This is a genomic window from Xenorhabdus taiwanensis (genome assembly GCF_036512875.1).
GTDB lineage: Bacteria > Pseudomonadota > Gammaproteobacteria > Enterobacterales > Enterobacteriaceae > Xenorhabdus > Xenorhabdus taiwanensis.
This window is the reverse complement of record NZ_AP028978.1, coordinates 1,524,924-1,550,251: the sequence shown is the minus strand read 5'-3', so window position 1 is coordinate 1,550,251 and position 25,328 is coordinate 1,524,924. Positions and strand designations below refer to the sequence as shown.

Here is a 25,328-nt window from a genome sequence, read left to right as displayed (position 1 = left end):
TTGATCCTGCACACAATAATTATTTCGTGGAACAAAATGAATCCATTCTCCATCACAGTTTTTCGCATATCTCCACATTCAGCCGGACAAAATCATCCAGGGGTTACGCATGAAATTTTGGTAGACTAAAATTGATTAAATAACAGCGCTTCCATATAGCCATTATCCCACCCTGCTGATTTCCTTCGAGCACTCAAACTCAGTGTACTGTTGGTATCCCGTTTAACGATGTTCAGCGCCATTTTACGTAATTGGGCAAATATTCTTGTGGTGATCCGCTCTCTCATACGTGAATCATCTTCTCGAAAAGTGACATCCAGTACCCAGTGTAAACTATGCTTGTTTTTGTATGCCAGTACTCTATTTCGAAAATCTAAGCTGTAGCCATCTCATTTTATGCCTTGTCATCTTAGGTTTAGATATTATGTCATATTAGTATGATTTAGCTATACCAACATGCGATCACCCCACTGCTGGTTGAGCGCTTGGATCATTTTTTCACCACTCTCTAACCAATTCAGGCAAACTTTATAATTTTCACGACAATTTTCAAATTGCACGACGCGCTGTAATGGCAAAGGCAAAGCCTGAAATGTTTCTTGGATTTGTTGCTGTACGGAAGCTAAATCTGCGGTTTTCAGCCAGCGCTTTTGTGGTTTGATTTTAGTCAGTTCATTAACTTGGGCTGTCAGGACATCAGCGCTGACATCACTCATGTCGAGGCTCCATTTTTGCCATTCTTTTAATAGATAATGGTAAAAACGTTGTGTTTGCTGCCACTCAGTGCCATGCAGATGAACCACTTCTCCTTCTGACAACTCAAATTCCAGTTCCCCCCAAACAATCCCTCGCTTACACTGAATACTCATTAATTGATTAAATGGAATAAGGTACTGGTGCTTGTCACCGCTCACTTCAATGCCAGCATTAAGCAGACGTACTCGATTATAAGGGTGCTGAGCGAGGCGTTGGCCGATTTGCGTTGATTTTAGTTCCATTGTCGTGGCACCGTACCTAAAAATTGTTGAACTACTTCATCACGTAAATGTTGTTAGGAGTATTTTGTGCTAACGGTTTTATCCCGCTCCCGCCATTTTCTGTATAACAGTCATACCCTCTATTATATCCGTATATTCATTGCTCTGACAGGAACCACTCTCATTCCCTGGCTATTAGGGGAAGAACTCAAAATAACAATTCCACTGTTGTTGGGTGTCGTTGCGGCAGCACTAACCGATTTGGATGACCGCTTGGTTGGCCGATTACGTAACCTCACTATTACCTTAATTTCTTTCTTTGTTGCTTCGACTTCTATTACACTGCTGTTTCCCTATCCATGGCTTTTTATGCTTGGTTTGGCAATATCCACTTGTGGCTTTATCCTGCTTGGTGCACTAGGACAACGTTACGCCACCATCGCTTTTGGTGCTTTACTGATTGCCATTTATACTATGCTCGGTTCGTCAATCTTCCCTGTCTGGTATCAACAACCTTTGTTACTGCTTACTGGAGCAATCTGGTATAATTTTCTGACATTAACAGGCCATTTATTATTTCCTATTCGCCCCTTGCAAGAAAATTTAGCACGCTGTTACCAGCAACTTTCAGCGTATCTCTATGCTAAAACCAACCTGTTTGATCCCGATTCTGAGGCTGAGGAATATAAACAATCTGTGTTTGATGTTGCCATGGCGAACAGTGCGTTAGTCGCAACGCTCAATCAGGCTAAAAGTTCTTTGCTAAGTCGTTTGAAAGGAGACAGGGGACAACGGGGTACTCGCCATACATTGCATTATTATTTTGTCGCCCAGGATATCCATGAACGTGCCAGTTCATCCCATGTTCAATATCAAAAACTAAGAGAAGTGTTTCGCCACAGTGATGTTATGTTCCGCATTCAGAGATTGCTTTCCATGCAAGCGCGGGCATGTGAACAGGTTGCACAATCAATTATCCTGCGTAAGCAATATCAACATAACCCGCGGTTTGAAAGTGCATTCAGCTACCTTGAAAGCTCTATTGAGCGTTTAAGAAATCAGCAAGGCACTGACACTAGGATTATGGCATTTGATAATTTGTTGAAAAATTTACGTGCCATTGACGCCCAATTAGCCGGACTGGGTTCAGATCAATATCTTCTTTCTCAGAATACCTCTCTAAAAGATAAACAAGAAGAAACACAGTTATCCGAGGAGGCTTTAACTGGCTGGCGTGATATATGGTTGAGGATCAGAAGTCACCTTACACCACAATCTGCCCTATTTCGCCATGCTATTCGTCTGTCCATTTTGCTGTGTACTGGTTATGCCATTATTCAGCTATTTGATTTACAGCGTGGATATTGGATCTTACTAACCAGTTTATTTGTCTGCCAACCTAACTATAGCGCCACTCGCCGCCGCCTGGCCTTGCGTGTGGTTGGTACACTGGCGGGAATTTTAATTGGCCTGCCCATTCTCTATTTTGTTCCTTCCATTGAAGGCCAATTAGTGTTGATTGTTATTTCTGGCATGCTGTTCTTTGCCTTTCGTAACAGCCAATATGCACATGCAACGCTCTTTATCACTCTGCTGGTATTACTGAGTTTCAATTTATTAGGCGAAGGATTTGAAGTAGCGCTGCCAAGAATCATTGATACATTAGTAGGTTGTGCTATTGCTTTACTTGCCGTTAGTTTCATCTGGCCAGATTGGAAGTTCCGTCAACTGCCTCAAGTGATTACCCGCACAATGGGAGCTAATTGCCGCTATCTTAGTGCAATTTTAACCCAATACCACCAAGGCAAAAATAATAGCCTGAATTATCGGGTCGCCCGTCGTGAAGCTCACAATTATGATGCTGAACTGGCATCAGTGATCTCAAATATGGCATCAGAACCCAAAAATTATCGTATTTCCCAAGAAGCCGCTTTTCGTCTACTATGCCTCAATCACACCATGTTAAGTTATATTTCTGCATTAGGTGCCCATCGAGATAAACTTAACGATCCGGCAATTTTAGAAATTCTCAATAATGCAATCTGTTATGTTGAATTCACATTAGAACAAAGCCTGATGAATGATGCCAGATTGCAAACTACAGTGAATAATTTGTTAGAAAAAATTAATCTGATACCTTTTGAAAGTAACAGTAAAGTCCAGCTTATACTACAGCAAATAGGATTGCTCATTGAACTATTACCGGAAATTGATTGGTTAAAAAAACAAATTAGTGAGCAAGAGCCACAGTAATCAGTTATCTTCAGGGGCGATATCGCCCCTGACTATATGATGGAATGATTGCCTTCCAATAAATTATTGGGCACTATTAAAAAACCACTATCAAATAAATAATATAAATTCCCGTTAATTCCCTCTCAATAAAATTTGATATTTACAAATATTAATACCATAGGCATTCGTTTTTGATATTGATTACATGTGAAAATTCTGTAGAGTCGCAAATCTATAAAAAACAATAAACAATTATATTCATTTTACTTTTTATTAATAACAACAATTATCACTTTTGAATTTATAAATAAATGGAAAATAATATGGAAGAGACAATTGCCATTGCTAAATACCCTATTGGTCTGGATCCGGAAAAGCTTTTTGCCACTCCCAAACTTAATTATGCATTTATACGCATGAATAATATTTGTAATGCGCGTTGCGAATTTTGCGATGTGTGGCAAACCGCTCAGATTGATGCACACAAACAAATAGACATGATTAGACTTTGGCAAGAGTTAGAGACTCTCTCACCACAGGAAGTCAATATTCATGGAGGAGAAGCTTTTTTATCAAAAGATTTTCTGGCTATTCTTGACTGTAACAAAAATACACCGATCTCCATCACAACCAATGGCACTGCTTTATCAAAAAAGATCTTCAACCGCGTACAAAACAAGAGCCATCTTGTCAGAAAATTTTATATCTCAATTGATCATGTGGACCCCGAAAAAAATGGCGAGTCACGAGGCATTCGTTGGTTAACAAACAATCTTTATGATGCCATGGAATATATTAAGCAGGAAATACCTGGCTCTATTATTATAGTCAATCATGTTGTTACTTCATTGAACTACGATACCATCGATAAATTCCTGCTTAAAATGGCCGAAATGAGCGTTGATGGTGTCAATCTTATTCCAATTAAAGATTATCCATTACTATTTTTAAATAGTGCTCAAATGAAGTTATTTATGCAAAAAATAAATACTCTATTAGAAAGCAAACAGATTTCACGCCATTTATTTATGGATGCCAATTATGAAATTTTCGGCCGCAGTGAGGAGGATTATCGTCGCGCTGAAATGGGACATTATAACGCATCCAGCAAAAAAGCATGCGCCATTCCATTGACAACACTATTTATTGATGCCGTAACAGGAAATGTCTACCCTTGCGATACCACGATGTATCGACCAAACCCTGAGCAATATATTATGGGGAATGTCTTAGAAAGTTCATTACACGATATTTGGCATGGTGATAAATTCTCACTCTTCCGTAAAAAAATGTATCCCGTAATCACTTGTAACTGTATTAAAGGCTGTGATCCTGCCAATAGATTAAGGTAAAACTATGTCTCTAAAAATACATATCAATAATCAGGCTAGTTTTCATTGCGGGAAGCCGACTATCTTTTGTATGCCAGATATCAAAGATAGTGAACGTTTTGTTCAACTCTGCTATCAATATCATTTAAATCTTATTCTGTTGATCAAAAAGAAATGGCTGAACTCAACAGATTGCTCTTTAGCATTAGCATATATAGTAGTTGATGATCCGTTAGCTAACCACACCTGTAAAAAAATAATAGAAGCACTAAAACAGGTCAAAGACACACTATCAATTATCACAGCGCCAATTCACATCGATTACTTTATGGCTTTTTCTGAGCTTCATGTTGAATTGATGGCTACCATCGCAACCCATATTAACCAAGATACCCACATAATTAATGTAGCTCAATCATTTAGAGATAAATGGATAATGCGGAAGACTGCCAATGAACATGGGCTATTTTGTCCCAAATTCACGCTGGCATCAGAAATGCTAACCTCACCTGAACATTTCGAGCTTTTTACTGAATCCGTGGAAAATTCTGCCAAACACAAAGGTAACCAGGTCAGTTTTATTGTAAAACCACGTTCATTTTGGGGATCAATGGGGGTTACCGAGCATCCAGACCGCACTTCCTTGTTTCATGCATTACAGGAACTTGATACACCTGAAGAATATCTAGTGGAAGAAAAAATCCAAGGTAAGTTACTGCATGTTGATGCAGCAGTATTCCAGCATAAGATTATCTATCAAGGCATCGGTGCTTACGCCTGTTCGTTGCTTTCTTCCGATCAATCCAAACCCAGCCATTTTATATGGCATACCATGCTGCCAAATTCTCCTGATAGCCACAGGCTGTTTGAATTTAATCAACGGGTATTGCAGGCATTCAATCTTGAATACGGTTTTACTCATACTGAAATTTTCATTGAAGAAAATACCGATAGTCTCATACTTTGCGAAACCGCATCACGTCCACCAGGACTCAGACTATTCGACCTTCATGCGCAAGCCTATAGTAAGCATGCCTTTGATGTCTTTATCAATGCATTAATTTGCCCTGCTTCAATTGACAAAGAGCCCGCGTTTTCCATAGATAGCCCTGATCTCAATTGCATTGGGATGATCATTTTTAATCCGCCGATTGGGGAAGTAAAATCCATAACTCCTATAGAAGAAATTATTGATGAGCATGTGATTGAATGGGAGCAATATGCCAAAACGGGTAGTTATTTTTCCAACACCCATTACACTGAAAAAATGGGGTATATTATTTGCTCCGCTAAAAATGAAAATGAGTGTTTGAAACATTTAAACAATTACAATACCAAATTCTATTATACAACCACAAAGCAAGATTAATGCGATGATAAGATATCTGTTTCTTATTTCTCTATTTATTAATGGTGTAGGGTCAAGTATTCTTGCCGTCGGATATCCCTATATATTATTATCTGAGAATACGCCAGCGACATACTATTATGCCAATATGGGTGTCATATTTTTATTCACTTCCATTGGCGCTTTGTTATGGGGCTATAAAATTGATTACTCAACAGATATCTGGAGCTTTCGTATTATTATATTATTGATTGAAATCTTTAGCACACTGTTATTATTAATATTATTATTGAGCAAAGTAACATTTTCTCCTATTATGTTGCTTTTATTTATTTCATTATTGGAATTTCTTTTTGCCTATGAAATTCCATGGTCTCGTGTTGCCTGGCATGAACTCAATGACTGGACAGAGCAACAAGGTGGTAAACATTTGAATGTCTCTCTCTATATTGTTATTGCTACATCGCTTATTTCAGCGCTTGGCCCTGGATTTGGTGCCTTACTGGGTATTACTCAAGGAATAGATACGATTGTGACTATCAAGTTATTTTCTCTGCTGCCTTATTGTTATGTCTGCTATCTTATGAAAAAAATGCAAATAAAACGTACAGCGGAGCAAAAATCTCAGTTATCCGTTAGGTTACGTTCTGTATTTCAACAGAGTTATTATAAGACATTTGCCATTGCTGTTGTCTTCACAGTTTTTGCCAATGCGTTTTTGATGGTGGCACTCCCTGTTGTTGTTATGCAAAGTCTGGCGAATGAAAGTTATGGATTGGTCACCCTGTTCTATTTACTCAGTGCCCTGATACCCATTTTCTGTACAACATTACTCAATAAAACAAGCGTTGATAATCGTATTCAACGTTATCCCATTTCAATATTTATTGGTTTGTTTATATTTGGCATTCTTTTTTTTCAGCTAAAAATTTTTTATGCAAAATCCTTTTTCTATTTACTCTATAACATTGCAATAATTTATTTCAATATCTTAATTACCAAGACCATTTATCAAAAGGGATTGGAAATGCAACAAGGTCGTCTATTTTCTTTATTTCAGATCACAATGAATTTTTCATTCCCAATAGCTGCAATCACCGTATCCATTGCTCCTGGCTCCACCCAATCTTTTTTACCTGTGGTCGGTTTCTCTATACTTTTACTGATTGCAATAGCTGTTTATTTAATAATTCAAATGAATAAAGTACCTGCTCCGATTCATCATCGGCACAGGTGATATTAATAAAAATATTGATTATTAGGATTATACTATGTCATATCTTAGACCTTACCTCGGTAATACCAAGATTGCTGATAATATACAATATCGCTTGCAAACCGTTCTTGATAATAAAGCGGTGTTTATACCAATCGCCATTGAAGATGCTTGATTTATCCCCCAAACCAGATCATGCTTACGACCATGAAAATTCATCTGACACCAGAACAAAAACGTGCCCTCGAATTGATGCATGATACCACTCGTGACAGTCGAGTCTGTGATCGCATCAAGGCCGTGCTTTTGGCCTCTGAAGGCTGGACTGCTCAGATGATTGCACAGGCCTTGCGTATTCATGAAAGTACGGTCAGCCGTCACCTAAAAGATTTCATCGCTCAGGAAAAGCTCATCCCGGAAAATGGCGGGTCTGAAAGCCATCTCTCTGCCGAACAAACCACCGACCTGATTGATTATTTGACGGCCAATTTGATGCATACGACCACTCAAATTGTGGCCTATGTCCAAGCCCGTTGGCAGGTGTCTTTCAGCGTGGGCGGAATGACAAAATGGCTTCACCGCCAGGGTTTCAGCTACAAGAAACCCAAGGGCGTTCCGCATAAATTTGATGCGGATAAACAGCAACAATTTATTGATGATTACCAATCGCTGAAAAACGGAGTGGGTCAGAGTGAACCTATCCTATTTATTGATGCGGTGCATCCAACCCAGTCCACAAAGCTCAGCTATGGCTGGATGAAAGCAGGAAAAAATCAGGTCAAAGTGGTCGAAACCACCGGCAGTCGTACCCGTCTCAATATTCTGGGTGCCCTCAATTTACAACGCATTGAAGACACGGTGATCCGTGAGTATCCGAGTATCAATGCTGAAAACATCGCGTATTTTTTCGGGTCGCTCCGGGAAACTTACCCGCTTTCGCAAAAAATCCATATTATTCTGGATGGTGCGGGTTACCACAGAGCAGAGTTGGTGAAAGAGATGGCGTATGTCCTGAATATTGAATTGCATTACCTCCCGCCTTATAGCCCAAATCTCAATCCGATAGAGCGATTGTGGAAGTATATGAATGAGCAGGTGCGTAACAATGTCTATTTTCCGGATGCGAAGACGTTCCGTGAAACCCTTCGTCACTTTTTTCAGGTCACGTTGCCAGAAAAAGCGAAAGAACTGACGACTCGACTGACTGACAACTTTCAGATTTTAATTCCTGCATCTTCAAGTTAGATTGGTATAGATATGCCACAGAGAGCCAATATTGCTGTCAGGCAGAAAGGCTGTTACAAAATATTCTGCATACCCAACATGCCATCCTACTGACAAATGGTACTGTCGCACTCAAAGCGGCTTTGCTTGGGCTCAGGCCCAAAACAGGGCAATGGGTACTCATTCCTTCCATTTCATTTATTGCTACTGCCAATGCCGTGCTCAGTTGCGGATTAATTCCTGTTCTCGTTGATGTCGATGACAATGGCATGATGTGTCCAGAAGCATTAAACAAGACGTTAAATCAAATGGATACCAAACCTCTGGCAGTCATTGCCGTTCATCTGGAAGGTACTGCTGCTTCAATTGCTGAAATCGCCCAACTTTGCCAACGGCATAATGTGTATCTGATTGAAGACTGCGCACAGGCTATGGGGGTTAAATATCAAAATCAGCCTGTGGGTACATTTGGCGAATATGGCTGTTTTAGTTTTCAAGCCAATAAATTAATCAGTAGCGGTGAGGGAGGTTTACTGATTGCCAAAAATAATTCTCTGTTCATCAATGCTTGCATGATGACTGATCATGGTGCTGAGCGTACAGCAGAAGGCTATCCAGATTGGAGCAATAGTATTGGTTTTGGTGACAATAATAAATTCAATGAAATACAAGCTGCATTACTGATTAACCAACTGGAAAATATCGAACAATTCCGCGCCTTATTAACAGAGCGTTATCAAACAATCCTGCAACATTTACCCATAGATTGGATCACCCCACGCCCTGAAGGGACGATACCCGTTTCTGTCTGGTTAAGACGCAACAAATTGCCCAAAGATCGCTTCAATTCAACACTGCTATATGATTGGCAAGCCTGGGATCTAGCTAACCACCCGATTATAAAAAATCAGCTTTCTCCCTACTCTGACCGTTTCCCTTGGACTCTGCAAGAAGGTTCATTTCCTGTATCAGCATTAGAAAAACATAAAATCATCGTGAGTGACCGCATTTGCCTGCCTGTACCTATTGATAATGCGACTTACGAAAATGTTTTACAGTGGACTATGGAAGGAAACCTATCATGATATTAGACAAGAACTTTTTCACTCAGCCCAGCGGGAATAATCAGCCTGTCCAATATGTGTTGGGAGGTTCTTGTATCTGTTACGCAAAAGGTGTACCTGCCCGACTTTCACTACAAGATTTGATCGACTCTGTGTTGCCAGCAATTATCGCTTCACAGCACAATGCCCCTGTTTATCTCTATTTTCAATCCCATGAAGCAATCATGATGGCCGACTTGTTGCATTTTGATCCTCAACAAGCTAACCACAAGACAATGAGAGAATGGTTAGAAGCCGGCATTGTTTATACTTTGAAGCAGCTTGGCATCCCTTTACCCCCAATCTATTGGGTGGATACCTGCGAAAATAAGATCCGCCAGCATATTGATAACTGGGTTCCCCACATCAAGGCAGTGTTGCCAACCTCAATGCTATATGGTCTCTACGCCAAAAAACCGGATGCTACTTACCCACAGGGAACAGATGAAGAACAGATGATGTTGGATGTGTATTACCGCAACATCACCCTTTATACTCCCGAATTCCTCAGCACAGCACTTGAAATTTCTCCAGAGCAAACGCTGTTTGTGGAAAATACCACGCAACAAAAAGCAATCCAGATTTACTATCATGCCATTGGACAGAATTGCAATATATTGCTTTACCCCCCACCACCAAACACACAAGGTAAGGAAATGTGTTTGGGCAATAGCAACCATAAAATCGAGTTACGTCTTACCGCAAAACAGATTATGCATCGTGCCGCTAAAATTGGTCATGACGATTATTATCAGACCGTCTTTAATCAGCATTCTATTGTAGATATCATGCGAGGCTGGCAATTAAAGGTATTAGGCAATGAAGCATAAAACTGTTGTTGTCATTAGAGGAACACCAGCAAGTGGTAAATCCACAACATGCAACCGCCTGAAAGATGGCATGCTGGCGCAGGGGTTCACCGTCTCCTATTTACCATGGGATACTTTTCATCATTTTGTTGAACCAAGAACACACCTTACGCCAAAAATCATCATGGAAGATACCCTGCGGTTGTTAAAGGTTGCTGATGATTGCCTTGATGCGGGCAGTGACTTGATCATTCTGGATGGCGTATTCATTCATCCTGAAGAAATTGACGCTATCCATTCCCTATTTACGCGAAAAGGTGTTCGAATTCTGCACTACCGGCTCGTTGCGCAGGAACCAACACTGATTACCCGTAATCAGGAACGAGCTATAGAAGATCGTTTGCCAGCCTCCCGTATCAGAGAAGTCGCCCAAGATAGTTTATGGGATTACAATGTACCTCATGAAACTTTGCTTGATAGCGCGAAATATTCTCCAGACAGTATTGTGGCACGAATAAGCCAGGCAATTATGCAACAATCTGCACCAATAGATCTTTTTACCAATCCAACCACTTCTCATTTATGGCGTTTAGGAACAGCATTACGTTACCCTGAATTCAGGCGTTTTGAGTATGTTGATCTGGTTTGGCAAGAAAGCCAGCAACAGTGGCAAAGCAATACTTTCTTCGATTTCCCTTTTACGGCTCAGGAAGAAAAAGCATTACTCTCTTTTTTAAGGTTGCAACCTGTTTTATTTAAGTATCTGAACGCAAAATCCCGCGCCTATTTCTACCTGCATGATTTAGCGCAACAGCAGGGTTTACAGTGCCATGAAGAAAGCAGATGGTCAGCCCCTATTGTCAACGTACCTCCTAAAACAACAGTCGCTGACTTTTTGATCCAGCACTCAACACGATTAAAACGCAGTCTTAAGAAAGCACGCACTCACCATACCGTCACCCGTTACAGTACTTCGAGTCAAACTGAGCAATTATGGCAAGATGCACTGTATGTAGACGCGAAAAGCTGGAAAACCATTCAACAGAGTGATATGCGCAGCCTGAGCCGTGAGGATCTCCAATATCTCCCTGGCCTGTTATCCAAAAGTAACCAATATCATCTGGCAGTCACTTATGACGATAACGGTACTCCTGGTGCCTGGTCATTGATGATAAATAACGGTGCGGGTCAATGGTATGCCGCTAAATGGGGTTGTAGCTATCTGGGTAGAGAAAAGTTAATGGGAATCAATTGCCTGATTAGTCATTTGGAAACGCTCTATTGCCCTTATACTGGCCTTCAGCTTGATTTATGGGGCAGAGAAAATGAATTCTATGACCAGTTAGCCAATGAATATATTGAGCGCCTTCATCTCAGGATCACACCATGATATCTCACCGCAATCTACTCTCTTTGCAAGGTATATCGTCTCAGCAAGATATCATGAACTATGGCTGTTCAGTGCGGGACTTTTTTCGCGAAGATCTACAAGCCGTGGCGACTCAAGGCTATTGCCTGATGCCAGAGTGGATATGTCAAAGCATGGTTGAATCTGTTTACGCAGCCAATTGGCAGCCACTCTTCTATCCTGTTTTACCGCCCAAGCAAGCCAGCATGATTTTGCAAGCAGATATCCAGGCTACGATGGCAATGCTAAACGCGCTTCCACAACCATGTGCCATCCTTCTCGCTCATCCTTTAGGTTACATCGATCCAGGATGCATGAAATTTTTGCGAAAAATTCAGAACAACCACAATATTCATGTATTTCTGGATCTTTCTCAGGGTTATGGAAAGAAAGATTGTTTACAGGAACTCTTGCATGTTCATGCTGCTTATTATTCTTTCAACGGCAATAAACTTATCCGTACCGGTGGAGCATTGCGCCTTCGTCTAACAAGCAGAGAGCATATTCCCTCTTCTGTCAGAAATATTTTAACTACTTTTTATATCGCAGCCGAAGAAAAATTTGCGGCATTGAGAGAACATCTGCAATCTCACTTTATTGAAGATGATATCCACAATGTCTCACTGTACGCTCTTTACCAATCAAGCCCCTATCGTACAGTATTAAATTGGGAGAAATGTTCTCCCTCCCTGCAAACATTACTTAAACATCAGGGAATGGTTCAGCCGTTACTTGCCAAACCTCGACAAGAAAAAGAGCATTCCAGCTTAAATTATCATCAATGGTGTGAAAAAGTTATGTTGATGTTTAATTCACCAAGAGTTGAATGGAGTCAGTAAAATGTTAGAACTCAAACAAGTTACCCCTCAATCTCCCTTGTGGAATTCATTTCTTCATCTTTATGGAGAATATTTTCAACGCCATTGGCCAGAAGTTTTTGGGGATCAATCAGAAGAGGCTATTGCGAAGGAAAACCATACTATCCTTGAACAACGCATCCTACAAGGTGACAGGGGGCTGTTTTTGTTGCTAACTGCCGGACAATTAGCGGGATTAGCCAATGTGTATCTTGAACGGGAAGAAAAAGTGACCCTGAATATTGCTGAATTTTATATCAGGGATGAATACCAGCGCCAGAAGCTGGGTTATGGATTATGGCATGCCATGTTGCAATGGGGGCGTCGCCACGGTGCCACACATGTTCATTTGGAGACAGATGTAGGAAAAAATGCCAACTTTTTTTGGCAATCTCATGGGCTTTCAAGCCATCAAGTAGATGGACGCATACACTACAATGGCTCCATCCCTCCCTTAAAGATACTGTGGATCAGACATGGGAAAATTATCCCGCTTGACCATTTAGATTACTGCCCTGAAGATAATGTGATCGCCCTTGATGCCACTTCAATCAGACAGGCTGAAGAAATTGGTAGACGAATATTAGGGAAACTTCCGTGGCAAAATATTTATACCTCACCTCAACGCCGGGCACTTGAAACTGCCAAAGCCCTTAACTCAGCATCTAAATCTTGTTCAATACAAGAAACTGATGCACTTTGTGAGTTCTTTCCAGAAGAGCTTATTGGCATGAAACTTGCGGATATTCCGCATCGCTATGGTGAAGATTATGCTTATAGGTTACTGCATACCCCCCTGGATTCCCCTTTCAAAGATTCAGAACAGGTGATGGACGCGGCTGCTAGAATCCACCGTTTTATTATGAAAATTGGCGATGAGCTCTCAATGTCTTCTATGCGGATTATTATCTCCCATCAAAATTTGCACAATATTTTCTTAGCTCATTTAATGACAAATAATCTCAATCTTTCTGGACGATTACATCTTAATAACCTCCATGGTAGTACTTTTTTATATTGTCCTTATACCAAACAATTTGATATAGAAAATGTAAATATTCCTTTATGAGAGAGCATTATGTTAAAAAACATTCCATATATTATTTTTGACGCAGATCCATTCTGTTTTGGTCCGATATCCACCACGTTAAATGTGGTGGAAAAGTTAAAGCACCGGAATAAATTAACACCGGACACTAAATTTATTTTATTAGGCACACTGACTTCTTCCCAATTAGGTCAAAAATCCGGCCTGTTTGATGAAATTTATGAATGTGATACCACTTCAGTTACAGAACTTTCACGCTATTCTGAGCTTATTTCTGGAGCAAGTTTGTATATCATAAATACTAACCTTAACTCGATTGATTTCGTTTCAAAGCTTAATACATCAATTATCTATATCGACACACTATTTTGGATGTGGGATAATCTTCATGTTGATTTGCACAAAATTGAAAAGACATTTATTCAAGACTTTCATGGAATAGAACACAATATTGAACGATTCCATGATAAGCTTGGTAATTATCAAGTTATCCCACCAATTCTTCACAATTCTCTGCAACAATGCATGATGGACGCTCCCCCTCCAGACGGTATATTAATTACTCTTGGTGGCATTGATACAGTCTACGCCGATACAACAGGTTTTTATTATCATTTCCTCGAAGAGTTATTGTCTATTCCCTATCTAAAAAATGAAACCAACATTACTATTGCAGGTGGAGGTAAAACTATCGTAAATTTGGCAGAAATTTTTGCCAAAACTCATCCTCATATTCATATTGGCTGTTTTTCAAGGCCTGATTTTCTGCAAAAATTACATCATGCTCGTAAGGTATTAGCCAATCCGGGCCTGACAACATTTTATGAATGTATCGCTCTCAATAAAGATGTTTTTTTCTTACCACCACAAAACTATAGTCAACAATTACAATTAGAGGTGTATCTCCAAAATTATTATAGCCATGAGTATGGTTTATTATGGCAACCAGAATATGGTTATCCTGATATCCCTCCCTATCTACCAGAGAAAGATGGGTTAGCATTAATCAAAGAATGCAATAACTTATTTATTAATAACCCGAAAGAAAGAAAACGAGCCATGAGTAAAATAAATCAATTCCTTGAAAAGGAAAAAAACAACACTAATTCCTGTCATGACATTTTTCAAAATAATTCAGATGATATCATTGCTGATTACATTGAAAATAGATTATCCAATCAAAAACCATAATACATCCATAAGTTAGATATAACACAACAATGAAAATATAATTTACCCTAATAATAATTTTTTAATGTCTGTATAAAGAAATAAATTATTATTATCATCTACTTATAAATATTAAAGCTTATTTCTATAAGAGGGAACCCTATGTCCATAATATTTTCTGATGTTAAAGTATTTGTTGGTGGCCCTATCCAACACGCATTGAAATTAAGGGTATTAGACAATAACTTACAAGTTCACATTAAATCTGCTATTTACCATCTGGAATCACTTGGTGCAGAAGTTTTTTCGGCCCATCGTACAGAACAATTTGGCGGAACAACACACTTATTTACTCCAGAGGAAGTTTCCCAGCGGGATCGCCAATGGATGGAACAATGCGATATTTTTGTTGCCATTTTGCCCGTCTGCCCACAACGGAAACAACTAATCAGAACAGATGGTACCCATATTGAGTTGGGTTGGGCTTCCGCTTTAAAACGTCCTATCATATTAGTCACCGAAAAACCCTTTGATAACTCTGCCAGCCATCTGCTAAAAGGCCTGTCTGCTATTGCTCAGGTTCATCATATTCACCTGAATGATTTTGTATATGATCCGGCTATATTAAGCCATACGATCCAATCTATTCTAGAAAAGAAAGTTACCCCAAGATCTTCAGCCGTCGCATGAAATCAGGAAATAGTAGGGGCTCACGCCCCTATTCACCAAATTTCACTTATTATGGATGATTATCTGAATTATGGTAAACCAATTCACTATGCCAGCTAATTAATTCGTCACGTAATTTTTCTGGTAATACCGCAACATGACACCCTTCTATTGCACCTGCTAGTGCAAGCAACAAACTGACATTTGTTTTTTTCCTATGTTGCTGGAGTTTGAGGTAAGTCGCTTTTGCCCCTAATATTCGTAATTCTTCTACTTTAGAAATACCTACTTTCCATAATTGCCTTTCTAAAGCAATTCCTAAGTTAGGGAGATCTTTCAGCCTAAGAGGCATTTTTTGCCTATCAATTATTTCCTTGATTGTGTATTGGTAGGCTAAATTTACATACTCAAATAATTGTTTTTGATCCTGCCAAAGTGATTCATTAACACGGTAATACCGCAAAGTCACAGGTATTCCTCTTTTTGAATAAATAAATTTTTCCATTCCCCTGGCTTTAAATAGTACCTCAGCATGACTATTTCCTCGTAAATAAAGCTCTCCATCAGAACTGATAGCAAACAAAACATCATCAATTAATAATCCAATGCCGCCAAATTGAGATTTTTTCTTAAGCGTTCCCAGTGAAGATACACCATGTTGCAATTGAGCAAAACGAGCTCCAGATAAAAACATTTTTATCACTCCATGAATCACATTCCAACGTAATGTTTAATCATGCCTTCTGTTAATAAAATAGATAACCAGAACAATTAATTAAAACCATACGCAATCTACTCCCAACTGCCAATCGTTAAGGCAGAAAAATCCTAATTTCTGTAAATTTTTGCGAAGCGCTTTGAAAAAAAGAGACTTGCTTTTAATCAAATATCGTTATACTGTATAAATATACAGCTTATTATGGTAAGGAACATTATGAGCATCCGATCAACGTGGGAATATCTCATCGCGAAAAAAACTACAGCGACTGACACAACAGTAGACGAACATAAAACAGACAAAACAATGGTTGGGATGACCATGAAAAAAGTGTCTTTTGTGAAACTACCTCAATGCACTGCACACGTGATAAAAGGCCTGGTCAGTGAGCTGGTTTACAATGAACACCAGCCTGTCATCAATCACATCCTTCTACCTTTATTGCGCCAGTCTGGAAAAGAAAGTCGATGGTTACTTTGGGTAAATCCAAATAAGAGGTTAAGTCGCCAATGGTTAATCGATGCTGGACTTCCCTTAAATAAAGTTATCCAACTAAACCAAATTCGCCCTATTGCTTCAATTAATGCCATGGAAAAAGCGCTGGCAAGCGGCAATTATAGCGTTGTATTGGGCTGGTTACCGGAATTATCAGAATATCAATTAAATACGCTACAAATAGCTGCACAAAAAGGTCTTACTCTTGGTTTTATTATGCGACCACAAAATTTATCACATCCATTTATTGCGCAATCGAATAGGCTACAAATTTATTCTAATTATTATCATTGACTAAAATTAGGATTAATCTCAACATTTTTTATGAAAAATAAGCTACCCACTGATAATCATTATTGTTTGCAATGAAAATCAATATATTAATATTGCAATCATTGTAAATGTTCGTCAAAAATATTTATTTTTTGTCAGTGGGTAATTAAATTTTTTGTGTTACGAGTCACAGTGCACTTGTAACTTTTTAACTTCGTTGTAGACTTTACACAGTTTAGGGAGTTGTGCTGACCGCTCTTATATTTCAGAACACATCTTCTGATTAATGCATGATTACCTAACAGAACATTTTAACCAGTGGCTAACAATAAGGCTTTTAAAGCCAATTGCCTATTTGGATGATAACGAGGCGTAAAATGAAAAAGACAGCTATCGCAGTGGCAGTAACAGCTTTCGCAACTGCTGCTCAAGCAGCTCCAAAGGACAACACTTGGTATACCGGCGCTAAACTGGGCTGGTCTCAATACCATGACGTAAATTTCTACGGTAATGGTTATGATAACCGGATTGGCAACGGCTCTCCCCACAAAAACCAGTTAGGTGCAGGTGCTTATGTCGGTTATCAAGTAACTCCATATTTAGGTTTTGAACTGGGTTACGATTGGTTAGGTCGCATCGCTTATAAAGGCAGCACTAATAATGGGGCTTTCCGTGCCCAGGGCGTTCAGCTGACGACTAAACTGAGCTACCCAGTTCTGGACAATCTGGATGTTTATACTCGCCTTGGTGGTATGTTATGGCGTGCAGACTCTTCTGCGACCTACAATTCTAATGCATTAGCTGGAACGGGTCCAAAAGACCAGCACAGACTGAAAAACGACGACAAAGGTGTTTCTCCTCTGGCCGCGATTGGCGTCGAATACGCCTTGACCAAAAATCTGGCAACCCGCCTGGACTACCAGTGGGTTAACAATATTGGTGATGCCACTACCGTTGGTGCTCGTCCAGATAATGGTCTGTTGAGTGTTGGTGTTTCTTACCGTTTTGGACAAGATGAAACTGCGCCGGTCGTTACCCCAATAGCGCCTCCAGTTGTGCCAGCGCCAGCGCCTGTCGTTGAAAGCAAGAGCTTTACTCTGCGCTCTGATGTTCTGTTCAATTTCAACAAATCAACACTGAAGGCAGAAGGTCAGCAGGAACTGGATACCCTTTATAACCAACTGGCTAAGATCGATCCAACTCAGGGTAAGGTTCTGGTAGTCGGTCACACTGACCGCATCGGCAGCCAAAATTACAACCTGCCACTGTCTCAGAAACGTGCTCAGTCCGTCGTAGATTATCTGGTTGCTAAGGGTATTCCGGCAGATAGTATCCAGGCAGAAGGTCGCGGCAAGGAAAACCCTGTTACTGGCTCTACCTGTGACAAAATTAAGGTTCGTTCTAAACTTATCGACTGCCTGGCTCCAGATCGTCGTGTAGATATCAATATTCAGGGCACTACTGAAGTGGTAACTCAGCCAAAAGCTACTCAGTAAGGCTATTCTAATCAATTTATTGAAAACCCCATTTTAAATGGGGTTTTACCAATAGACTTATTTCCCTAATATTGCTTCCAGATCCTGTTTCAAACTCGACATTTGGTGAGTATACTTTTCCCGATATTCAGCATCTTCCAATAACTGTATGATTGTTTCTGACAGGGTATTGCCACGACGTCGGGATAGTGCTGAAAGCCGCTGCCAAACACGAAAATCCAAGTCAATGGATTTCTTACGCGAGTGTTGGTGTTCAGCATTAAAATGACGTTTACGCCGTGCCCGAATTGTTTGCTTCATTCGGTTGGACAAATCCGGATTCATATGCAGAGCAATCCATTTCAATACCTTGACTGGCTCGCTTTCTAAATTCATTAACTCATTGACCGCATCTTGCGCAGCACTTTTTTCAATGTATTTAGTAATCGGCTCACCTTCACGGTGTTTTTTTGCCAAATAAGCCCATTTCCAGCCACATTCCAGATTTTCCAATTGTTGATATTTCATTTCATCTCTCAGTGACAGCGTAACTTCAATTAAGCATAGCAACTATTTCTTTAAATTGCCTATAACAACACAGAATATTGGCATATTTTACAGGCAATGAAAGCGCTGGCTCAAATGTCGTTTCTTGCAAAATTCTGGCATGTTGGTTCATTGCCTAATCTTGTATAATAAATGTTTCCCTTTTTACTATATGATGTAGCTATCACCTTGACGAATATAAAACTAGACTGGCAGGCATTACAGCCAAACAATGCGCCTTATCAGGCACTCTTTAATTCTATCGCTAAATTGACCCCCATCACAATGGATGTGGTTCAACCCAGGCTGCATAGTGGGTTATCCCTTTTTTGTCAGTCCTCCCTGCGTCAACCTTTTATGCTGCTGAAAGCAGAAGAAAGTGATGTTTATCTGTCTCTTCTATCCAATACTATTTCCTCTTTGCTGCCGGAGAGCCGTTCAAATATCGGTGGTTATTACCAGATAGAACACCAAACCATCACCTGGCACTCTTCAGGAGAAGGTATTTTTGCGCCAACTGAACGCGTTGCTTACCGTGAGTGGATTGAGCCAGAACAATTATTTGGCAATGTTTATACACATCAAGGAATACTTCAACTACAACCAGGCCTCATCCATCAAGTAAATGGTGGTATCTTGATTTTGCCTCTGCGCACCCTGCTTTCTCAGCCATTGATGTGGGTTCGTCTCAAGCAAATGATTATTCAGCGCCGTTTTGACTGGCTGTCACACGATGAAAATCGTTCCCTGCCATTGCCGATACCTTCAATGGAATTGGATCTGCGTCTGATTTTAGTTGGTGACAGGCTCAGTCTTGAAGAGTTACAGGCCATTGAACCTGAGCTGGCAGGCAGTGCATTGTATGGCGAATTTGAGCTGGATATGCCTTTTCATGCAGAAGATGAGCTAACAATATGGTGCAAGTACGTTAACGGAATTATTCAGCAACAAAATTTGCCGCCATTAAGTGCCGATGCCTGGCCTGAGTTGATCAAACTTGCTACCCGTTACACAGAAGATCAATTCCGGTTACCCCTGGATCTTCAATGGATACAGCAAAAATTGGTAGCCGCAGCCAATTATCAGCAGGAAAAGCAGATCACCAGACATTCTCTCCAACAAGCGGAAGATAATCGTACCTGGCGTCATAGTTATTTGGCTGAACGCAGCATAGATGAAATTCTGAAAGGCCAGATATTGATTCACACGCAAGGCTCAGTTATCGGCCAAATCAATGGGCTATCCGTACTCGAATATCCTGGCTATCCTGATCCCATGGGTGAACCCTCCCGTATCAGTTGTGTTGCGCATTTAGGGGATGGAGAATTTATCGATGTAGAACGCAAGGTTGAATTAGGCGGTAATATTCATGCAAAAGGTATGATGATCATGCAGGCTTATTTAATTTCTGAATTGAAATTAGAGCAGCCACAACCGTTCTCTGCTTCGATTGTATTTGAACAATCCTATGGTGAAGTGGATGGCGACAGTGCTTCACTCGCCGAATTGTGTGCCCTTATTAGCGCGTTGTCACAACAACCCATCGACCAACAAATTGCCGTTACTGGTGCCGTAGATCAATTTGGTTATGTCCAGCCTATTGGCGGCGTTAATGAAAAAATTGAGAGTTTTTTCCGTATATGTCACTACCGAGGGTTAACCGGCCATCAGGGCGTCATTATTCCAACGACAAATGTTCAACATTTGTGCCTGAATCAAGATGTTATTGATGCGGTAAAGAATGAGCAATTTCATATTTGGGCAGTTGAACATGTTTCTGACACTATATCATTGTTAACGGGTATTCCTTATTATGATCCACAAAAAGAACACTTGTTAGCTATGATATGTGAACGCATTGCACAAGCTAATATTCAAGAACGACCTCGACTTCCTTGGTTCCTCCGTTGGCTAGATTGACTCCATTGTTATCTGATCGGAGTTGTTGGGCGTACAAGTGTACGCTATTCTCTAGCCCTACACGATTATAAGGCTATCTGAGAATATGTTTAAAAAACAAGAGTCCTACACGAAAGAAGAACTTCAAGCCTCTGGGCAAGGTAAATTGTTTGGTGAAAATGGGCCACCGCTGCCTTCTGGCAATATGCTGATGATGGATCGCGTCACAAAAATGACAGAAACTGGCGGTAATTACGATAAAGGGTATATCGAGGCTGAACTCGATATCAACCCTGAGTTGTGGTTTTTCGATTGTCATTTTGTCAATGATCCTGTCATGCCCGGCTGCCTCGGCCTTGATGCTATGTGGCAGCTTGTCGGTTTCTTCCTGGGCTGGATCGGTGGAGAAGGTAAAGGCCGTGCGCTTGGCGTTGGGGAAGTCAAATTTACGGGGCAGGTATTACCAACAGCCAAAAAAGTGACCTATCGTATTAATCTCAAGCGTGTCATTAATCGCAAGTTAATTATGGGACTGGCTGATGGCGAAGTTCTGGTAGATGGCAAACTGATTTATACTGCGACTGATTTGAAAGTAGGCTTGTTTAAGGATACCAGTGCCTTTTAATCATATTTCATAGCCTCTCTGTCTCCTATGCTGAACACCTCCGCTATTACGGAGGTGTTTCGTCCTTTTGATTAACTCACACACGATCTTCTTGCGCCTGGCGCCATCCCCCTAGCCAATACGAACGAGCATCCAATGAATAATAAGGACAATGTTCCCGTGGCCGTCCCAAAATGCCTGCATGATAGCCTCTGGAAAGTGCTCTTGCTAAACGGTCTCTTTTCTGTCTTTTCATGCCTTACTTCCTCACTTGTTACTATGAAGATAAAACAATGATCATTTTTATCTGATTTTCTCTAATGATTTCCCCTTATAAAGTGAATATCAAACAAAGATATGCATACGCGGTTAACGTTGCAAAGAAAGCTGGCTGGCAATGGATTTGATTAACTGGCTGTAACCCTTAGCTAAAGTAAGCACTAATTCAGCGTAGCCATCTTTTTCCTGTTTCAACTTAAGGCTGAATGGCCGCCTAATCACTCTGTCTGGGTTAGACAATAGCCAATAGCCTTCAATCAATACCTGACCATCATAGCGCCCGTGAAAAGCAGTTATTGTGATATCCAGAGCATCTGCGTCTTTTTCTAATTCCTGCTGAGAAACCAAACGATGTGGAAATGCTGCACTCAGTTCTGAAATCAATACTTGTTGTAACTGTTGCTGCAATGGGCCAGCCCATAAATGGTTCGATGCGCTGATATAGCTCACCTCCCCCGTCTGATACACAATTCCTGGAGCGGCAAGGTAGTCAGAAAGGTTAACCCTTTTTATCCACAACTGTCGTTCATGTTTAGCCTCCAATTTACCTTCCTGCGATATCAAGTTAGCCAAAACCGGTAACTGATAATATGTTTTTGGTGGCTGGCTATCGCTGCATCCCGCCATAAGCCCACTTCCAACAATAAGCACACTGGCAAACATAAAAAATGCCAATTTTGAAATCAATTTTTTCATCAGTCAGGCGCCTTTTTAGGTTCAGGATCTTTTATCGCTTCGGCTTCAAATACCAGTGCATTACTCTTGTTATTGAGCGTCTTTAAAACAGGTTGCAATTCACGTAATACCTGCTCCAACTGTTGCATATTATCCATCAGCTTACTATAGGCTGGTGAGCCTGGCTGGATCCCCTGCATACTGCGATTCAACTCATGTAGTGTATTTTGTATATCTTTCGGCAGTTCCTGTGCTTCCTGACTTGCAAAAACGCGATTTAATTCATCCATTGTTTTCTGCGCTGTTTTGATTGCTTTTTGACTTTCTTTAAGCGTCTGCGTTGCCTGAACAAGCACCGGTTCAATTGGCATCTTGTTGATCTTATCCAGCACCGTGGTAACTTTTTGTTGAATTTGTGCCAAACCACTGCTTACAGTAGGCAAAGTCTTATAACCCGCGATTTCATATGGGCCTTTCCAGGGTTTCTCATTAGTGAAAAAATCCAGATCAATAAACAACGCACCTGTAAGTAAATTGCCCGGCTTCAAAGTAGCTCTCAATCCTCTGGTAATAGTTTCCTTCAATTCTTTGTCTGTGTTGAATCCATTACCTAACTCTTTCACAAATCGCCCAGGCTCTACATGAATCAATACAGGAATACGGAAGTCATTGTCGATGCGCTGTTTAATATCTTCACTATAAAAAGGAACTTTTGCTACCGTTCCTACTCGAATACCACGGAATTCGACAGGCGCTCCAGGCTGTAAGCCACGCACAGAATCAGAGAAAAACAGTAAAAAGTCCGTATGTTCTGTATACAGTGCGTTTTGGATACTTTTTTCACTATCGTAGAGTTTAAAAACCTCTTTTTCCTTCACTGAATTGCCCAGTTCCCAACCTTGTGGTACATCAAAACTCACCCCCCCACCAAATAAAGTCGATAATGAAGTAACTTCAACCCGTATACCTTGTGATGACATATCAAATGTGACACCACTGTCTTTCCAGAATCTGACATTTGTAGTCAGTAAAGCGTCATAAGGTGATTTAACGAAAATTTGGTAACGAACCAATCGGGATGTTGGATCAAAAGTGCCGGCCTCAACTGAACCCACACGATATCCCCGAAATAACACTGGATCTCCGGGAGTTAATCGTCCTGCTTTTTCACTGGTCAGAATCAGACGAAGACCTTTTGCATCAGGGGAAGCAAGCGGTGGAGCATCAAGCAATGAAAAGCGGTTTTCTTCTTTTCCTTGTGTGCCGGGCTGTAATTCGATAAAAACACCGGACAGTAATGTACTCAGGCCAGAAACTCCTTCACGGCCAATCTGAGGTTTCACAACCCAGAAAGCAGTATCTGTACGTAGCAAGCGACTCATCCCATCATTTAGACGGGCTTTAATGATAACTTGCCCCAAGTTTTCGCTCAAAGACACGTTTTCGACAACACCAACGTCAACACTGCGGCTTTTAATTTTAGTTTTACCTGCTTCAATACCTTCAGCATTAGAAGTAATCAATGTGACTTCTGGCCCCTGATGATTGAAATGATAAAACAGTATCCAAGCCCCAATCAGCACAGTGATAATTGGTACGATCCATACCGGTGACCAACTCTTAAGTTTACGAATTCTGGCCTGAGTCAGATCTTCTTCTTTATCCGTCACCTTACAACTCCTCATTCTTATGTAGCTCAAATTTACGATTGGCTTTGTCCCAGGTTAAACGCGGATCGAACATGATTGATGCAAACATCGTTAAAATAACAACCAGGGCGAACAGGACTGCTCCCAGGGCAGGATAAATACTCATTAGTTGCCCCATGCGAACCAGTGCGGATAAGACGGCAATAACGAAGACATCAATCATTGACCAACGCCCAACAAACTCCACCATTTCATAAATAAAATGCATCTTTTCGGAATCATGGCTCGTGTGACTTTTTGCATCCCAGCATAACCAACCAATAGCCAGCATTTTCAATAAAGGTATCATGATACTGGCAATAAAAATAACCATTGCAACAGGATATGAGCCAGAGCCCCAAAGCAAAATAATACCTTCCAGAATGGTGGAATTAATTTGCTGTCCCAGTGCTTGAGTCACCATAATAGGCAAAACATTCGCTGGAATATAAAGTATGGCTGATGTTATCAGTAGTGCCATTGTGCACTGAAGGCTATTGCGGCGGCGCGCATACCCCTTTGTATGGCATCGGGGGCACTGAGATTGTTGGGCGGGCAAGATGGCGGTACAACTCTGGCAAAGCCTGACACCTTGCATCAGGCCAGGTTTTCCTGCCTGCAAGGTATGGCAAACTTTAGGTGCCGGAGCAATTTCATTCCAAAACCAATGCCAGTCAAGACACTGAAATGCCCTGACCTGAAACAGACAAAACAAGCAGTAAGGGAAAAAACTCAGGCCAATGCTGATTTCACCATGTGCCATCAATTTAACAAAGCTGACCAACACACCCGCAAGGAAGATTTCTGCCATGCACCATGTTTTCATCTTAAACAAAATGCGCGCCAACTCTATTTTTAAGCGACGCGCCATTTTGACGTTCTGACATAAGAGAATGATGGCAACCATACAAAATGTTGGCACAAGCTGAACGAAGATCAAAAAAAGTGCAGCCATGCTGGAATAGTCTTCGTTGAACATCACCTTGGGGATCTGAGTCAACTTTATTTCACTCACAATCCCCGCCACACTCATGCTAACAAAAGGAAACAGGCAAGCGAGAAAAAGCATGATTAACGCGCTTAATGCATAGCCTGTTGGTTGATTACGCGGCTCTCTCCACTTTGCTGTCAGTAACGCATGGCACCGTGGACAAATCGCCTTTTTTCCTTGTTCCAAATCAGGCACAGCCACCAGCATGTCACACTGGGGACAAAGAACCAGCTTGTCATGCTGGTGGTTATTGGAACACAAAGTGTTTCTCCTTTAGCAAAACCCACAAG

23 protein-coding genes and 1 pseudogene are annotated in these 25,328 nt (G+C 40.7%); 16 read left to right on the top strand and 8 right to left on the bottom strand.

The features are described 5' to 3' along the window. Window positions 1-125 precede the first annotated feature (125 nt). Both ACE1SE_RS06955 and helD read right to left on the bottom strand, forming a co-directional pair. Window positions 126-287 carry a hypothetical protein gene (locus tag ACE1SE_RS06955; protein ID WP_374053214.1) on the bottom strand — a complete coding sequence of 54 codons (162 nt, stop codon included), beginning with the start codon at window positions 285-287 and terminating at the stop codon, window positions 126-128. 165 nt (window positions 288-452) lie between these two features. Then, window positions 453-998: pseudogene (gene helD / locus ACE1SE_RS06950) on the bottom strand (DNA helicase IV); the annotation flags it as partial. A 66-nt stretch (window positions 999-1,064) separates the two neighbouring features. Between helD and yccS the strand changes: the two are divergent. The 12 genes from yccS to ACE1SE_RS06890 all read left to right on the top strand — a co-directional run bounded on the left by yccS (window position 1,065) and on the right by ACE1SE_RS06890 (window position 15,416). Then, the gene (yccS, locus tag ACE1SE_RS06945) at window positions 1,065-3,230 is read left to right on the top strand and encodes a YccS family putative transporter (RefSeq protein WP_374053213.1); all 2,166 of its coding nucleotides are present in this window, start codon (window positions 1,065-1,067) and stop codon (window positions 3,228-3,230) included. 305 nt (window positions 3,231-3,535) lie between these two features. Then, complete coding sequence (locus ACE1SE_RS06940; protein ID WP_374053212.1) at window positions 3,536-4,564, top strand: radical SAM protein; 1,029 nt, start codon at window positions 3,536-3,538, stop codon at window positions 4,562-4,564. A 4-nt stretch (window positions 4,565-4,568) separates the two neighbouring features. Then, window positions 4,569-5,912 carry an ATP-grasp domain-containing protein gene (locus tag ACE1SE_RS06935; RefSeq protein WP_374053211.1) on the top strand — a complete coding sequence of 448 codons (1,344 nt, stop codon included), beginning with the start codon at window positions 4,569-4,571 and terminating at the stop codon, window positions 5,910-5,912. Between the two features lie 4 nt (window positions 5,913-5,916). Next, a complete protein-coding gene (locus tag ACE1SE_RS06930; protein WP_374053210.1) occupies window positions 5,917-7,128 on the top strand; it encodes an MFS transporter in 1,212 nt (403 codons plus the stop codon). A 186-nt stretch (window positions 7,129-7,314) separates the two neighbouring features. Then, the gene (locus ACE1SE_RS06925; protein WP_374052694.1) at window positions 7,315-8,352 is read left to right on the top strand and encodes an IS630 family transposase; all 1,038 of its coding nucleotides are present in this window, start codon (window positions 7,315-7,317) and stop codon (window positions 8,350-8,352) included. Continuing rightward, window positions 8,340-9,416 carry a DegT/DnrJ/EryC1/StrS family aminotransferase gene (locus ACE1SE_RS06920; protein WP_374053617.1) on the top strand — a complete coding sequence of 359 codons (1,077 nt, stop codon included), beginning with the start codon at window positions 8,340-8,342 and terminating at the stop codon, window positions 9,414-9,416. Before ACE1SE_RS06925 ends, ACE1SE_RS06920 begins: the two co-directional genes overlap by 13 nt. Further along, window positions 9,413-10,264 (top strand): hypothetical protein, encoded by an 852-nt coding sequence (locus tag ACE1SE_RS06915; protein ID WP_374053209.1) that lies wholly within the window; start codon window positions 9,413-9,415, stop codon window positions 10,262-10,264. The genes ACE1SE_RS06920 and ACE1SE_RS06915 overlap by 4 nt, the downstream gene beginning before the upstream one ends. After that, the gene (locus ACE1SE_RS06910) at window positions 10,254-11,633 is read left to right on the top strand and encodes a P-loop nucleotide/nucleoside kinase family protein (protein WP_374053208.1); all 1,380 of its coding nucleotides are present in this window, start codon (window positions 10,254-10,256) and stop codon (window positions 11,631-11,633) included. Before ACE1SE_RS06915 ends, ACE1SE_RS06910 begins: the two co-directional genes overlap by 11 nt. Then, entirely contained in the window at window positions 11,630-12,490 is an 861-nt protein-coding gene (locus ACE1SE_RS06905) for a hypothetical protein (RefSeq protein ID WP_374053207.1), read from the top strand. Before ACE1SE_RS06910 ends, ACE1SE_RS06905 begins: the two co-directional genes overlap by 4 nt. A 1-nt stretch (window position 12,491) precedes the next feature. Then, window positions 12,492-13,577 carry a GNAT family N-acetyltransferase gene (locus tag ACE1SE_RS06900; protein ID WP_374053206.1) on the top strand — a complete coding sequence of 362 codons (1,086 nt, stop codon included), beginning with the start codon at window positions 12,492-12,494 and terminating at the stop codon, window positions 13,575-13,577. A 9-nt stretch (window positions 13,578-13,586) separates the two neighbouring features. Continuing rightward, window positions 13,587-14,747 (top strand): hypothetical protein, encoded by a 1,161-nt coding sequence (locus tag ACE1SE_RS06895; protein ID WP_374053205.1) that lies wholly within the window; start codon window positions 13,587-13,589, stop codon window positions 14,745-14,747. 141 nt (window positions 14,748-14,888) lie between these two features. Beyond that, window positions 14,889-15,416, top strand: coding sequence for a nucleoside 2-deoxyribosyltransferase (locus ACE1SE_RS06890; RefSeq protein ID WP_374053204.1), 528 nt, complete (start codon window positions 14,889-14,891; stop codon window positions 15,414-15,416). Window positions 15,417-15,465: 49 nt separating this feature from the next. Here ACE1SE_RS06890 and ACE1SE_RS06885 read toward each other — a convergent pair whose 3' ends face one another. Continuing rightward, the gene (locus tag ACE1SE_RS06885; RefSeq protein ID WP_374053203.1) at window positions 15,466-16,089 is read right to left on the bottom strand and encodes a TfoX/Sxy family DNA transformation protein; all 624 of its coding nucleotides are present in this window, start codon (window positions 16,087-16,089) and stop codon (window positions 15,466-15,468) included. A gap of 345 nt (window positions 16,090-16,434) precedes the next feature. Between ACE1SE_RS06885 and sulA the strand changes: the two genes are divergently transcribed. Both sulA and ompA read left to right on the top strand, forming a co-directional pair. After that, window positions 16,435-16,902 (top strand): SOS-induced cell division inhibitor SulA, encoded by a 468-nt coding sequence (gene sulA, locus ACE1SE_RS06880; RefSeq protein ID WP_374053202.1) that lies wholly within the window; start codon window positions 16,435-16,437, stop codon window positions 16,900-16,902. A 356-nt stretch (window positions 16,903-17,258) separates the two neighbouring features. After that, window positions 17,259-18,377, top strand: a complete 1,119-nt coding sequence (ompA, locus tag ACE1SE_RS06875; RefSeq protein WP_374053201.1) for a porin OmpA — start codon at window positions 17,259-17,261, stop codon at window positions 18,375-18,377. A gap of 57 nt (window positions 18,378-18,434) precedes the next feature. On the opposite strand, the gene matP is transcribed toward ompA, so the two are convergent. Then, window positions 18,435-18,884 carry a macrodomain Ter protein MatP gene (gene matP / locus ACE1SE_RS06870; RefSeq protein WP_374053200.1) on the bottom strand — a complete coding sequence of 150 codons (450 nt, stop codon included), beginning with the start codon at window positions 18,882-18,884 and terminating at the stop codon, window positions 18,435-18,437. A 207-nt stretch (window positions 18,885-19,091) separates the two neighbouring features. On the opposite strand from matP, the gene ACE1SE_RS06865 reads away from it, so the two are divergent. Next, complete coding sequence (locus tag ACE1SE_RS06865; protein WP_374053199.1) at window positions 19,092-20,822, top strand: AAA family ATPase; 1,731 nt, start codon at window positions 19,092-19,094, stop codon at window positions 20,820-20,822. Between the two features lie 85 nt (window positions 20,823-20,907). Continuing rightward, window positions 20,908-21,426 carry a bifunctional 3-hydroxydecanoyl-ACP dehydratase/trans-2-decenoyl-ACP isomerase gene (gene fabA, locus ACE1SE_RS06860; protein ID WP_374053198.1) on the top strand — a complete coding sequence of 173 codons (519 nt, stop codon included), beginning with the start codon at window positions 20,908-20,910 and terminating at the stop codon, window positions 21,424-21,426. 76 nt (window positions 21,427-21,502) lie between these two features. Here fabA and rmf read toward each other — a convergent pair whose 3' ends face one another. From rmf to pqiA, 4 genes are all read right to left on the bottom strand, one after another. Continuing rightward, entirely contained in the window at window positions 21,503-21,661 is a 159-nt protein-coding gene (gene rmf, locus ACE1SE_RS06855) for a ribosome modulation factor (protein ID WP_374053197.1), read from the bottom strand. Between the two features lie 113 nt (window positions 21,662-21,774). Continuing rightward, complete coding sequence (pqiC, locus tag ACE1SE_RS06850; protein ID WP_374053196.1) at window positions 21,775-22,380, bottom strand: membrane integrity-associated transporter subunit PqiC; 606 nt, start codon at window positions 22,378-22,380, stop codon at window positions 21,775-21,777. Beyond that, a complete protein-coding gene (gene pqiB / locus ACE1SE_RS06845; protein WP_374053195.1) occupies window positions 22,380-24,029 on the bottom strand; it encodes an intermembrane transport protein PqiB in 1,650 nt (549 codons plus the stop codon). The genes pqiC and pqiB overlap by 1 nt, the downstream gene beginning before the upstream one ends. Before the next feature lies 1 nt (window position 24,030). Then, window positions 24,031-25,299, bottom strand: coding sequence for a membrane integrity-associated transporter subunit PqiA (pqiA, locus tag ACE1SE_RS06840; protein ID WP_374053194.1), 1,269 nt, complete (start codon window positions 25,297-25,299; stop codon window positions 24,031-24,033). Window positions 25,300-25,328 lie beyond the last annotated feature (29 nt).